The 12,681-nt window shown below is 62.3% G+C and carries 11 protein-coding genes; 1 reads left to right on the plus strand and 10 read right to left on the minus strand.

Annotation, left to right across the window (positions count from 1 at the left end; translation table 11 throughout):
* Positions 1-82: 82 nt before the first annotated feature.
* From hflX to ndk, 10 genes are all read right to left on the minus strand, one after another.
* On the minus strand, positions 83-1,318 hold the full coding sequence (gene hflX / locus BX592_RS19865; protein ID WP_243849635.1) for a GTPase HflX: 1,236 nt from the start codon (positions 1,316-1,318) through the stop codon (positions 83-85).
* Positions 1,319-1,418: 100 nt separating this feature from the next.
* Complete coding sequence (gene hfq / locus BX592_RS19870) at positions 1,419-1,655, minus strand: RNA chaperone Hfq (protein ID WP_007580427.1); 237 nt, start codon at positions 1,653-1,655, stop codon at positions 1,419-1,421.
* A gap of 152 nt (positions 1,656-1,807) precedes the next feature.
* Positions 1,808-3,145 carry a ribosome biogenesis GTPase Der gene (gene der / locus BX592_RS19875; RefSeq protein ID WP_134193651.1) on the minus strand — a complete coding sequence of 446 codons (1,338 nt, stop codon included), beginning with the start codon at positions 3,143-3,145 and terminating at the stop codon, positions 1,808-1,810.
* 515 nt (positions 3,146-3,660) lie between these two features.
* Positions 3,661-4,806: an outer membrane protein assembly factor BamB gene (bamB, locus tag BX592_RS19880; RefSeq protein WP_134193653.1), complete on the minus strand. Its 1,146-nt coding sequence runs from the start codon at positions 4,804-4,806 to the stop codon at positions 3,661-3,663.
* 79 nt (positions 4,807-4,885) lie between these two features.
* Positions 4,886-5,524 (minus strand): tetratricopeptide repeat protein, encoded by a 639-nt coding sequence (locus BX592_RS19885; protein ID WP_134193655.1) that lies wholly within the window; start codon positions 5,522-5,524, stop codon positions 4,886-4,888.
* A 102-nt stretch (positions 5,525-5,626) separates the two neighbouring features.
* Positions 5,627-6,973 carry a histidine--tRNA ligase gene (gene hisS / locus BX592_RS19890; RefSeq protein ID WP_134193657.1) on the minus strand — a complete coding sequence of 449 codons (1,347 nt, stop codon included), beginning with the start codon at positions 6,971-6,973 and terminating at the stop codon, positions 5,627-5,629.
* Between the two features lie 21 nt (positions 6,974-6,994).
* Positions 6,995-8,299 (minus strand): flavodoxin-dependent (E)-4-hydroxy-3-methylbut-2-enyl-diphosphate synthase, encoded by a 1,305-nt coding sequence (ispG, locus tag BX592_RS19895; protein WP_134193659.1) that lies wholly within the window; start codon positions 8,297-8,299, stop codon positions 6,995-6,997.
* A 287-nt stretch (positions 8,300-8,586) separates the two neighbouring features.
* Positions 8,587-9,693 carry a helix-turn-helix domain-containing protein gene (locus tag BX592_RS19900; RefSeq protein ID WP_134193661.1) on the minus strand — a complete coding sequence of 369 codons (1,107 nt, stop codon included), beginning with the start codon at positions 9,691-9,693 and terminating at the stop codon, positions 8,587-8,589.
* A gap of 252 nt (positions 9,694-9,945) precedes the next feature.
* Complete coding sequence (gene rlmN / locus BX592_RS19905; RefSeq protein WP_134193663.1) at positions 9,946-11,097, minus strand: dual-specificity RNA methyltransferase RlmN; 1,152 nt, start codon at positions 11,095-11,097, stop codon at positions 9,946-9,948.
* Positions 11,098-11,201: 104 nt separating this feature from the next.
* Positions 11,202-11,627, minus strand: a complete 426-nt coding sequence (ndk, locus tag BX592_RS19910; protein ID WP_134193665.1) for a nucleoside-diphosphate kinase — start codon at positions 11,625-11,627, stop codon at positions 11,202-11,204.
* 301 nt (positions 11,628-11,928) lie between these two features.
* On the opposite strand from ndk, the gene BX592_RS19915 reads away from it, so the two are divergent.
* A complete protein-coding gene (locus BX592_RS19915) occupies positions 11,929-12,627 on the plus strand; it encodes a Bax inhibitor-1/YccA family protein (RefSeq protein WP_134193667.1) in 699 nt (232 codons plus the stop codon).
* Positions 12,628-12,681: the final 54 nt, after the last annotated feature.

Consider the following 12,681-nt stretch of genomic DNA (forward strand, 5'->3'; position numbering starts at 1 on the left):
CTGTGTTCGTTCACCAGAGTAGACAGCGGATCGATGCCATTCGAAAAAAGGCCAATGTCATTGCGGAGGTCGACGCGCGGGATCAATGTCCGTGCTCGGTGACGCCGCGCTGTTCGCGATGCGCTTCGCGCAATTCTTCGTGTAATTCGTCGTGTCGGTCTTCGTGTTGATCGACATGGAAGGCTTCCGGCCGCGGGCGCTCGTCCGGCGACAAACCGTCGGCACCCGAAAGATGTTCAGCAGTGGCAATTTCGGCGATGGCAGCGCGCAATGCATCCAGCCCCTGCCCGGTGCGCGCGCTCAAAAAGACGCGCGAAATATTACCATACTCGTCCCGCTCAACCGCCTCGCCGCGGGCCGCCAGTTCCGGCACCGCATCGATCTTGTTGAACACCAGCACCTGGCGGATCGTGTCCGCGCCGATGCCGGCAAGCACCTCGTTCACCTGATCAATCTGGTCGAGGCGCACCGCGCTCGACGCATCGACCACATGCAGCAATAAATCGGCGTGAATCGTTTCTTCGAGCGTCGCGCGGAACGCGGCGACCAGTTGGTGCGGCAATTCGCGAATGAAGCCGACCGTGTCGGACACCACCACCTGCCCGACCTCGCCGCCGAGATACACGCGCCGCGAAGTGGTGTCGAGCGTCGCGAACAGCTGGTCGGCCGCGTACGCCTGCGCTTTCGTCAGCGCGTTGAACAGCGTCGACTTGCCCGCGTTCGTGTAGCCGACCAGCGATACCGACATCGTGCGGTTGCGCTCGCGTGCGCGACGCTGCGTGCCATGCTGGCGACGCAGACGGTCCAGACGCGACTTCAGCATCTTGATGCGATCGCCGATCAGGCGCCGGTCGGTTTCGAGCTGGGATTCACCCGGGCCGCGCAAGCCGATACCGCCTTTTTGCCGTTCGAGGTGAGTCCATGCGCGCACGAGACGCGTCGACAGATATTGCAGCTGCGCGAGTTCGACTTGCAGCTTGCCTTCGTGGCTGCGCGCGCGCTGCGCAAAGATGTCGAGAATCAGGCTCGTGCGGTCGATCACGCGTCTGTTAAGCAGGCGCTCCAGATTGCGCTGCTGCGCAGGTGCAAGCGAATGATTGAAGATGACGAGCTCGATGTTGTTCGCTTCGCAGGCGACGCGCAGTTCTTCCGCCTTGCCACTGCCGACAAAGAGCGCGGCATCCGGGCTCGAGCGGCGCCCGGTCAATGTCACGACCGGGTGGGCGCCCGCGCTTTGCGCGAGCAAATTGAGTTCTTCGAGACTGGCAACGAAATCGATCTTGCCGAAATCGATGCCGACAAGCGCTGCTTGGGTCAAATTGGCGGGTGTCAAAGTGGAAGCGGCCGGAATGGGCGCTGTTTGAGCGGCCGGTGCGCGACGCCGTCAGGCGGCATGCGTCGACCGGCCGCGACGAGGTTTAGGACGATTCAGAATCCGGGTGGAAATTCACCGGACGCGCTGGCACGACCGTCGAAATAGCGTGCTTGTAAACCATCTGGGTAACCGTATTACGGAGCAACACAACGTACTGGTCGAACGATTCGATGTTCCCTTGAAGCTTGATGCCGTTGACCAGATAGATCGAGACCGGCACGTGCTCTTTACGCAGCGCGTTCAAAAACGGGTCTTGTAACAATTGCCCTTTGTTGCTCATAGCAAACTCCGTGTTTTTTTGCAGGTTGACTTAATTGCCAGCGAAGAAAAAGAAATCCGCCGTCAATCGCTACACTATAGCCGATTTTCCTTTATGCGCGCTCTGCCTGGCCATTTGGTCTATCCCGGCCAAACCCAACGTGCACGGGGCTTTCAGCCCTTGTCCGCAAAAGGATTCGTCGACGATCGAAACTCTATTCGCAATGGAGTCCCGGTCAGCGCGAAAGTTTCCCGGAAGCGGTTTTCGAGGTAGCGCTTATAGGTGTCTGTCACCGCGTCGAGCGCGTTGCCATGAATCACGATGACCGGCGGGTTCTGTCCTCCCTGGTGCGCGTAACGCAGCTTCGGCCGGACCGGCCCCTTGCGACGCGGCTGCTGGAACTGCACCGCGTCGATCAGCGCGCGCGTGAGTTTCGGCGTCGGCAGCTTCGCCATCGCGGCGGCGTACGCGGCGTCGACCGAGCGCATCAGCGGGCCGATACCAGTCTTTTCCGCAGCCGAAATGAAATGAATCTTCGCGAAGTCGAGAAATTTTAGCTTGCGCTGCAAGTCCGCTTTGGTGCGCTCACGCACGTGCGAGTCGAGCCCGTCCCACTTGTTCACGCCGATCACGAGCGCGCGCCCCTGCTCGACGACGAAGCCCGCGATATGCGCGTCCTGGTCGGACACGTCCTGACGCGCGTCGAGCAGCAGGATCACGACGTTCGCATCGGAGATCGATTGCAGCGTCTTCACGACCGAGAATTTCTCGATCGATTCGAACACCTTGCCGCGGCGGCGCAAGCCCGCGGTATCGATCAGCGTGTACTTTTTGCCTTGCCGCTCGAAGTCGACGTAAATCGAGTCGCGCGTGGTGCCCGGCATATCGAATGCGATCACGCGCTCTTCGCCGATCAGCGTGTTGACGAGTGTCGACTTGCCGACATTCGGCCGCCCGACGATCGCGATCTTCACGCCGTGCTGCGCCTTTTCCTCATCGGATTCTTCCGGGTGGCCCGCGTATGCCACGCCAAGCGCCTCGCCGATCATCTCCGCGACGCCGTCACCGTGCGCGGCGGAGATTGCGCGCGGGTCGCCCAGACCCAGTTCATAGAAATCCGCGGCAACCGCGCTGTACTTCATCCCTTCGGCCTTGTTGACCACGAGGAAGATTGGCCGGCCGGTCTTGCGAAGGTAGTCGGCGATCACCTTATCCTGCGGCGCGAGACCATTTCGGCCGTCAACAATAAACACGACGATGTCCGATTCCTCGACCGCCTGGCGCGTCTGGCGTGCCATCTGATGCAGGATGCCCTCTTTCGCGACCGGCTCGAAACCGCCGGTATCGACGACCAGATACGGTCGCTCGCCGACGCGTCCTTCGCCGTAGTGACGGTCGCGCGTGAGCCCGGGCAGGTCGGCAACGAGCGCGTCCCGCGAGCGTGTGAGACGGTTGAATAGCGTGGATTTCCCCACATTGGGGCGCCCGACGAGGGCGATAACGGGTTTCATCTGATGTTGTTCACTGTGAGGCGCGGACTGGTCAATCCGGATCCTTCGCGGCCGATATGGCCGACCAGGCACGCGCTGCGACGCGGCCGCGGCGCGGCTTTGCTGTCGCTATTTCATTTGTCGCAAATTAGCATGAATTCCGCCCGCTCCGGATGCGCGGCCGGCGTGGGCGGGTGTCGGCGTCGCGGGCGGCTGGCCGATGCGCGGCGCAGGCGAAGTTAGCGCCGATCTTGCCGCGCGGGTCGCCCGCTCACGCAACGAGCAGGGTCACGAAGGCCGCGTCGATTCGTCCGGGCCCAAGGCGGCGCGCTTGCGAAAGCACGCGCATTCGATGTACGCGTGCTTTCGCGTAAAGCCGCACACGACGTTACTTCGATACGGTTCTGCATGTCACGCCGGCATGCCGTATCGATACGACATCCCGATACTTTTGTCATACCGCGCGCCGGACTTCGTTATTTCATTTCCGGCGCGGTCAATCCAACTTTTTTTACCGCTGGTCAAACCGCACCTGTTCAGCGCGGACGGAACCCGTACAGATTGCCGTCATGCGTCTGTACGACGAGCGTATCGCCGGCCAGCACCGGTGCCGCGGTGATCGCGCTGCCGTCGGTTTTCATGCGTGCAATGAATGAGCCGTCGTCGCGCGACAGGAAGTGCACGAAGCCGTCGTAGTCGCCCACCACGACCGCGTGGCCAAGCAGCGCCGGCACGCTGACGTCGCGGCTCTTGAGCTGGTCGTTATGCCACAACTGCTTGCCGCTCGTGACATCGAATGCCGACACGATCGACCAGTCGTCGCCGCCCGTCACCACCTGATCGTCCTGCGCAATGCCGCTGGTGCTCGAAAACGCCTTTTGCCACAGCGCGCGCCCCGAGTTCGCATCGAAGCAACCGAGTTGTCCCTGGAACGTCACCGCGCAGGTTTCGGCGCCGACCAGCGTCGGCGGTCCGGTCACATCGTTGATACGCTCGACTTCGGTCACGCCCTTCGGATACGACACCGGCGTCTGCCAGAACGCGTCGCCGTTCTGCACATTGATTGCCGCGAATTGACCGCCCGGGAAGCCCGCGAGCACAGCCGCATCGCCCGCGAAGATCATGCCCGCCGACACGCGCAGGTTCAGCGGCACCGCACGGTTGCGAAACACCCAGCGCTGCTCGCCGGTCTGCGCATTGAACGCGACGATCTGGCCGTCGATCGTGCGCACGACCACGAGACCATTGCCCACCAGCGGCGGCGACAGGATTTCGCCCGGCGCCTTGCCCTTCCACAATTCCTTGCCGTCCGGGCCGAGCACATACACTTCACCCTTCAGCGCGCCGACTGCCGTCAGATTGCCGTCGGAACCGACGCCGGCCGACAGGTCGCTCTTCAGCTTCGTACGCCAGATGTCGTTGCCGGTCTTCGCGTCGATCTTCGCGACCGAGCCATTCGCGCCCGCCGCATACACCGCGTCGCCGACCGCGACCGGCGAAAACAGGTAGCGCCCGGCCTTGCCGACGCTCGCCTTCCACGTCTGCTGCACGTCGAGCACGGGCTTGAATTCAGTAAGCGGCGTCGGTATGCGGCGCTCGTCTTTCGACGACGAGCACGCCGCCGTCGTGAGCACGACGAGCGTGCATACGACGGGCACGGCGTAACGTTTCAGCAGATTCATCGGTGAGCGAAGCATGTCTGGTTTATAGATTGGAGTGAAGGCGGCGTACCGCGCATACCGCGCACGGCGAATGCAACGCTTAACCGCCCAACGCGTCGAGCTTGAACTGGATCAGTTGACGCGTCGAAATATCGTTCTTCGGCAGCGAGTCGAGCGCGAGTTTGTAAGCCGCGCGCGCGTCATCGCGCTTGCCTTGCGCGGCAAGCAGATCGCCGCGGCTATCGGCCACCACACCCTTGAACGCGTCCGACTGCGGCTGGTCGAGCAGCGCAAGCCCCGCGTCGTAGGCCTTTTCATCAAGCAGCAGCGACGCGAGGCGAAGCTTCGCGATCTGCTTGAATTCGTCATCTTTCGCGTTGTTCGCGGCCCACTGCAATTGCGCCTTCGCGCCGGGTTCGTCGCCGGCCAGATAGAGCGCCTTCGCGGCAGCCAGCGCTGTCATCTGCGCGTAAGCGGTGCCGCTGTACTTGTCTTCCATGTCGGTTGCGATGCGCGTGACCAACGCCTTGTCGGCCTTGTCGCCAGCCGCGGCCGCCTGCTGCAGCTGGTCGTACAGCACCGCCGCCTCGCCCGCCTGATGACGCTGCCAGTAGTTCCAGCCGTTCCAGGCCGCCGCCGCGACGACCGCCACCAGCAGAATCCACGTGGTTGCGTTACCCCAGCGCGCCCACCATGCCTTCACGCTTTCAATTGATTCCTGTTCGTCGTGGTAACTCATCGCGAAGCGATTCCTTCCTTGTCGATGCCTGAGCTGTTTTCAGATGTTTTTGACCGTTCGGCCGCGCGATTTCGCACCATTCGCGGCACAAAACCCGCGCAATCAGTCGTCCCCGTCGTCGGAGGACGCAACCATCGCATTGATTAGAAATTCGGTCAAGTCTTCGGCCGGCACGGTCTGTTGTTCGCTTTTCGCGCCGTTTCCGTCCGCGCCGGTGTCGCGCAGCGGTTTCACGCCGACCGTGCCATTGGCGATTTCGTCATCGCCGAGAATCACTGCGTAAGCCGCGCCGCTCGCGTCCGCGCGCTTCATCTGCGATTTGAAGCTGGCTGGCTGACCGTCCGCGCTGCAATGCAGGATCACATCGAGCCCCGTATCGCGCAGCCGTTCCGCGATGATAAATGCCTGGTCGCGCGCGGCGTCGCCCTGATGCACGAGGTAGACGTCGCAGCCTTCTTCCTCCGGCACCAGCTGTTCTTCCTTCAGCAATTCGAGAATGCGTTCGACGCCCATCGCCCAGCCGCAGGCCGCCGTCGGCTTGCCGCCCAGTTGCTCGATCAGCGGATCGTAACGGCCGCCGGCGGCGACCGTGCCTTGCGCACCGAGTTTGTCGGTGATCCATTCGAATACGGTCAGGTTGTAGTAATCGAGACCGCGCACGAGCCGCGGATTGATCGTGAACGGGATGTTGTTCGCCTTCAGGATGCGTTGCAGCCCGTCGAAGTGCGCGCGCGACTCGTCGCCGAGGAAATCGATCAGCTTCGGCGCGTTGCGCGCGACTTCCTGCAGCGCCGGGTTCTTCGTGTCGAGCACGCGCAGAGGGTTCGTATAAAGACGGCGCTTCGCGTCTTCGTCGAGCACGTCCTGGTGCTTTTCGAGGTACGCGATCAGTTCGACGCGATGCGCGGCGCGCTCGTGCGCAAGACCCAGCGAATTGATTTCCAGCTTGATGCCGGCCAGACCGAGGTCGTCCCACAGACGCTGGCACATCAGAATGATTTCCGCGTCAGCGTCCGGACCCGTGAAGCCGAGTGCCTCGACGCCCACCTGATGAAACTGGCGATAACGCCCGCGCTGCGGCCGCTCATGACGGAACATCGGCCCGACGTACCACAGACGCTTCGGACCGTCATACAGCAGGTTGTGCTCGATCGCCGCGCGCACGACCGCTGCGGTGTTTTCCGGGCGCAGCGTGAGATTTTCGCCATTCAGCGCGTCGGTGAAGCTGTACATCTCCTTCTCGACGATATCGGTCACTTCGCCGATGCCGCGCGTGAACAACTGCGTGTGCTCGACGATCGGCGTGCGAATGTTCTGGTATCCGTACGAACGGAGCATCGACTTCACGGTCGATTCGAAAAATTCCCACAGCTGAGCTTCCTGCGGCAGGACATCGTTCATGCCCTTTACGCCGGACAGCTTTTCGAGCTTCTTCTTCTGTTCAGTCATCTGAATTCGATTGGCGGATGGTTAGCTGAGCACTTCCGTGCGGCCGTAACGGCGCTCGACATAGTCGCTCACGATTTGCTGGAACTCTTCGGCGATGCGCTCGCCGCGCAGTGTCTTGACCTTTTCGCCGTCGATGAACACCGGCGCAGCCGGGTTCTCGCCGGAACCGGGCAAGCTGATGCCGATATTCGCCTGCTTCGACTCGCCCGGCCCGTTGACGATGCAGCCCATCACCGCGACGTGCATCTTCTCGACGCCCGGATATTGATCGCGCCACACCGGCATCTGCTGACGCAGATAGGTCTGAATTTGCGACGCCAGCTCCTGGAACAGCGTGCTCGTCGTGCGGCCGCAGCCCGGGCACGCGATCACCATCGGCGTGAACGAGCGCAGGCCCATCGTCTGCAGGATTTCCTGGCCGACGATCACCTCGCCGGTGCGCGACGCACCCGGCTCCGGCGTCAGCGAGATGCGAATCGTGTCGCCGATGCCCTGCTGCAGCAGCACGGACAGCGCGGCCGTCGATGCGACGATGCCCTTCGAGCCCATGCCCGCCTCGGTCAAGCCGAGGTGCAGCGCGAATTCGCAGCGGCGCGCGAGCTCGCGATACACGGCGATCAGGTCCTGCACGCCGCTGACCTTGCACGACAGGATGATCTTGTTGCGCGACAGACCGAGTTCGACCGCACGTTCGGCCGAGCCGATCGCCGACTGGATCAGCGCCTCGTACATCACGCTTTGAGCTTCCCACGGTTCGGGGCGCGCGGCGTTTTCATCCATCATCTTCGCGAGCAGATCCTGGTCGAGGCTGCCCCAGTTCACGCCGATGCGCACCGGCTTGTCATATTTGATCGCCGCTTCGATCATCTGTGCGAACTGCGTATCGCGCTTCGCGCCATGGCCGACGTTGCCCGGATTGATCCGGTACTTCGACAGCGATTCCGCGCACGCCGGATAGTCGCGCAGCAGCAGGTGACCGTTGTAATGAAAGTCGCCGACCAGCGGTACGGTAACGCCCATCCGGTCAAGCTGCTCGCGGACCGCCGGCACGGCCGCGGCGGCCTCCGGTGTATTGACCGTAATACGCACGAGCTCAGAGCCCGCCTGCGCAAGTTCCTTGATCTGGATCGCGGTGCCGATCGCGTCGGCGGTGTCGGTGTTGGTCATCGACTGCACGCGTACCGGCGCGTCGCCGCCGATCGTCACGAGATTGCCGCCCCAACGGATATCGACCGCGTGCGAGGTGCGGCGCGGCGCATGGCCGCCGAAAACCGGTTCGGACGAGCTAATTTGACTAGTGGTGGATTGCATGGGATCGGAGTGCATCGATAAATCCGCCATTAAAGGCTGCGCGTTGCATTGAAGTCGGTCTTGAAGCCCGCTCGCTACGGAAGCCGGCTATTGAAGTCTGCAGTTGAAGCTCGCTGTGAAACTGACGCTGTGAAACCTGTTTTGAACCGCGCGGCCGGCGTTCGTTTCGCCGTGCCTGCGCGGCCGCTCTGTACCACCTTGCGATGCCGCATGCATTGATCGTCGCACACGAACGCGAACCGACTCATGGGGCTTGCATACGGCGCTGCTGGCTAAACAGCCCGCAGCGCCGCGTCATTCGGTCAGGGCAATGCGAAGCGTGCCACATTCCCCTTTGCCGATGCATATTTCGCTGGATCGACCGGCTGACCGTCGAGCGTCATCGATTCAAGACCCGCCTTGTTGCCGATCGTCACCTTGAACGGCGCCTCGCCATTCACTTCCTTGCTGTCGCCGGCGTGCACAAGCCCGGAGAACACTTCCTTGCCATCCTTCTGGCGGATGCTGAACCAGCTGTCCTGCGTGACCTTGAGCGCCACCGTCGACGAGCCCGCGGGTGCCGCTGCCTGAGCCGCCTCAGCGGAAGCCGGGGTCGCCGCCGCAGCGGCCGCGGTCGTTGGCGCTGCGCCCGCCGCCGCGTTATGCGCGGCGCTCGCCGTGTTCGGCGCAGTTGCCGCCGGCGCCGGCGCCTCGTCCGTCTGCGCAGCTGGTTGCGCGGCGCCCGCGATCGGCGTGCCGGACGCGTCGTCGGTTGCACTCTCAGCCGGTTGTACCGTCGTCGCGCCTTGAGCGACCGTCGCACCTGCACCACTCGCGCCGTGCGCGGGGTTTGCGCTGATCGAGGCCGCACCGCTCGCGGTCGCCTTCAGCCGCGCGAGCCACGCGCCGGATTCCCCGCCGTTGGTATGCCACATTGCCAGCGCGATGACCGCGACGATCACCGCTGCCACACCCCACAGCCATGACCGGCGGCGCGGCGCATTGCTGCCCAGCGACAACGACACCTTGCCGCGCGGCAAATCGGCGCCCGCCGATGCGGGCATCGTCAGATCCGGCGCCGGCACACCGCGTTCGCGCCGCAGCGCCTGCGTATAGGGTGCCGGATCGGCGCCAAGCATCTTCGCGTAGCTGCGTATGACGCCAAGCGCGAAGGTCGTATCCGGCAAATGGCCAAGATCGCCCGCCTCGAGCGCGCGCAGTTTCGTCACCGAGACTTTCAGCCGCGCGGACACATCTTCGATCGACCAGCCTTTTGCTTCGCGCAACTGAGTAAGACGCGCCCCGACCGATGCAAGCGGCTCGTTGCCCACCTGCACGGCCGGCTGCAGCGCAGCGGGAACGGCTACCGGCGCCGGACGGCCGGCACGTCGATCGGTGTCGTGCGGTTGCGGGTGCTGCGGCTCACTCATCCCAAATCCTTTCGCGTCGATTCTTTTTTATACGTTCCGCCTGCGCCGCCAGTGCGAGCCGGAATCGCAAACCGTTTATAACAAAATGTACGACCCTACGTGCAGCTTTGTATGCGGAATCTGCGGCTCGTCGGCAGATTCGCCTGCGACCCTGTCGGCGCGCTTTCAACGTCACGCGCTACGCACACATCAGCTTCACTGCTTTCACCGCAGACTCAATCACAACCGCGCTGTGCTGCGCAGCCACGACGGTCACACGGCGCGGACTTCGATAACCTTTGCCGCCTTCCCCATACGTTCAGCAAGCCGCGTGCGGTCTTTCACCGCACCGGCCAGCTGGCCGCAGGCAGCGTCGATGTCGTCGCCGCGTGTTTTGCGCACCGTTGTGACGACCCCTGCGTCGATCAACACGTGCGCGAACCGCTTGATCTGTTCCTGTTTCGAGCGAATCAGCCCGGATTCGGGGAACGGATTGAACGGAATCAGATTGAATTTGCACGGCACGTCGCGCGTCAGCGCGAGTAGTTCGCGCGCCTGTGCCTCGCTGTCGTTGACGCCGTCCAGCATGCAATATTCGAAAGTAATGAAATCGCGCGGAGCGACTTTCAGATACCGCTGACATGCCGCCATCAACTCGCGCAGCGGATACTTTTTGTTCAGCGGCACCAGGCCGTCGCGCAGATCGTCGGTCGGCGCATGCAGCGACACCGCGAGCGCAACCGGCAAATCGGCGCCCAGGCGGTCCATCATCGGCACGACGCCGGACGTGGACAACGTCACGCGCCGCCGCGACAACCCGTACGCATTGTCGTCCAGCATCAGACGCATCGCGGGAACCACGGCGTCGTAGTTCAGAAGCGGCTCGCCCATGCCCATCATCACGACATTCGTGACAACCCGCTCGCCCTTGCCGTCACCGCCCGTCGCGCGCCCACCGTCGACACCGAGCGACGCGCGCAGCGCAAATTCGGCCATACGCAACTGGCCGATAATTTCGCCAATAGACAAATTACGTGAGAAACCCTGCTTGCCGGTCGAGCAGAACCGGCAGTTCACCGCACAACCCGCCTGCGACGACACGCACAGCGTGCCGCGCCCTTCTTCTGGAATGAACACGGTTTCAACGGCGTTGCCGTTGCCGACGTCGATCAGCCACTTGCGTGTGCCGTCGGCGGAAATATGGTCGCTGACGATACCGGGCATCGTGATCGACGCGCGGCTTTTCAGCTTTTCGCGCAGCGACTTCGCGAGATCGGTCATTCCGTCGAAGTCGGCCGCGTTGTACTGGTGAATCCAGCGCTGCAACTGCTTGGCGCGAAACGGCTTCTCGCCGAGGCTGCCGCAATATGCGACAAGGCCTTCGGCGTCGAGATCGAGAAGGTTGACGGTGGGACTGCTCGTCATATCGAATCCTGCCATTCAGTGCGAGACCGCGTTCATGCAACAAGCTGCATGAACGCTTCTGCGTATCGCGCCCGCTCCTGCTGCTTTGTTCCTACATTACGCGCTTAGCGCGAGTAAACGTTGACTTCCGGGAAGAAAAACGCGATTTCGACACGCGCCGTTTCAGCCGCGTCCGAACCGTGCACGGCGTTCGCATCGATGCTGTCGGCGAAATCCGCACGGATCGTGCCCTTCTCGGCCTTTTTCGGGTCCGTCGCACCCATCAGATCGCGGTGCTTCAGGATCGCGTTGTCGCCTTCGAGGCATTGCACGACAACCGGGCCGGAAATCATGAATTCGACGAGGTCCTTGAAGAACGGACGCTCGCGGTGCACGGCATAGAACTTCTCTGCGTCGGCACGCGACAGTTGCACCATCCGCGATGCAATGATCTTCAGGCCCGCGTTTTCGAAACGGGTGTAGATCTGGCCGATCACGTTTTTGGCCACAGCATCCGGCTTGATAATCGACAGAGTGCGTTCGATCGCCATAAAAACTCCAAAAAATTAAGAAGTTACAAATTCAAATGAATCCGCTATTGTAGCATGTTCCAGGGTATGATTGCGATTGAACCCTTACAACATTGAAAGACTCAAAGCAGTGTGCCCACCATTGCTTACAGAAGTCCCGGCAGCGGCATCGCAATCGGTGCGGCGTGCATTGAAACTCCTGTGCGCCGCGCTTATCTTAGGGTTGGTGGGTCGAGTGACTGGCGGCAAACCCGCCTGCCGGCACCGTAGAATAGGCATCGCAAACCGCTGAGCAACACTGCGTCTGACGCAAGGAGAAACCATGAACGAGTACCCCTATAACTTTGGCCGCGGCGGCTCCGTCACCACGGCCGAAACACGCAACCGCGTACTGCGCAACACCTACTGGCTGCTCGCGCTGTCGATGGTGCCGACGGTGCTGGGAGCGTGGGTGGGTGTCGCCACAGGCTTCTCGCTGTTCGCCGCCACCAGCCCCGCGATGAGCATGCTCGCGTTTTTCGCGATCGCGTTCGGCTTCATGTTCGCGATCCAGAAAACCAAAGACAGCGCAGCCGGCGTATTCGTGCTGCTAGGCTTCACGTTCTTCATGGGCCTGATGCTGTCGCGCCTGCTGAGCTTCATCCTTGGCTTCTCGAACGGTCCGTCGCTGATCATGCTCGCGTTTGGTGGCACCGGTGTGATCTTTGCGGCAATGGCGACGATCGCCACGGTCAGCAAGCGCGATTTTTCGGGCCTCGGCAAATGGCTGTTCGTCGGCGTGATCGTGCTGCTGCTCGCGATGGTCGCGAATATGTTCCTGCACCTGCCGGCGTTGATGCTCACCGTGTCGGTGCTCGCCATCGTAATCTTCTCGGCGTACATGCTGTTTGACGTGCAACGGGTCGTCAATGGCGGTGAAACGAACTACATCACCGCCACGCTTGCAATCTATCTCGATCTGTACAACGTGTTCGTCAACCTGCTCGCGCTGCTCGGTATCTTCGGCGGCAACCGCAACTGACATCCTGGAAGGCGGCCCGGGCTCAACGCGCCCGGGCCGGATGATTAAAACGCC

It is taken from the genome of Paraburkholderia rhizosphaerae (assembly GCF_004366595.1).
Taxonomy (GTDB): Bacteria; Pseudomonadota; Gammaproteobacteria; order Burkholderiales; family Burkholderiaceae; genus Paraburkholderia; species Paraburkholderia rhizosphaerae.

What these genes read in the sequence shown, in the direction of transcription:
- hisS (WP_134193657.1), bottom strand. Translation starts at nt 6,973, where the DNA reads ATGACTGAACAGAAGAAGAAGCTCGAAAAGCTGTCCGGCGTAAAGGGC.
- BX592_RS19885 (WP_134193655.1), bottom strand. Translation starts at nt 5,524, where the DNA reads ATGAGTTACCACGACGAACAGGAATCAATTGAAAGCGTGAAGGCATGG.
- bamB (WP_134193653.1), bottom strand. Translation starts at nt 4,806, where the DNA reads ATGAATCTGCTGAAACGTTACGCCGTGCCCGTCGTATGCACGCTCGTC.
- BX592_RS19900 (WP_134193661.1), bottom strand. Translation starts at nt 9,693, where the DNA reads ATGAGTGAGCCGCAGCACCCGCAACCGCACGACACCGATCGACGTGCC.
- rlmN (WP_134193663.1), bottom strand. Translation starts at nt 11,097, where the DNA reads ATGACGAGCAGTCCCACCGTCAACCTTCTCGATCTCGACGCCGAAGGC.
- der (WP_134193651.1), bottom strand. Translation starts at nt 3,145, where the DNA reads ATGAAACCCGTTATCGCCCTCGTCGGGCGCCCCAATGTGGGGAAATCC.
- hfq (WP_007580427.1), bottom strand. Translation starts at nt 1,655, where the DNA reads ATGAGCAACAAAGGGCAATTGTTACAAGACCCGTTTTTGAACGCGCTG.
- BX592_RS19915 (WP_134193667.1), top strand. Translation starts at nt 11,929, where the DNA reads ATGAACGAGTACCCCTATAACTTTGGCCGCGGCGGCTCCGTCACCACG.
- ispG (WP_134193659.1), bottom strand. Translation starts at nt 8,299, where the DNA reads ATGCACTCCGATCCCATGCAATCCACCACTAGTCAAATTAGCTCGTCC.
- ndk (WP_134193665.1), bottom strand. Translation starts at nt 11,627, where the DNA reads ATGGCGATCGAACGCACTCTGTCGATTATCAAGCCGGATGCTGTGGCC.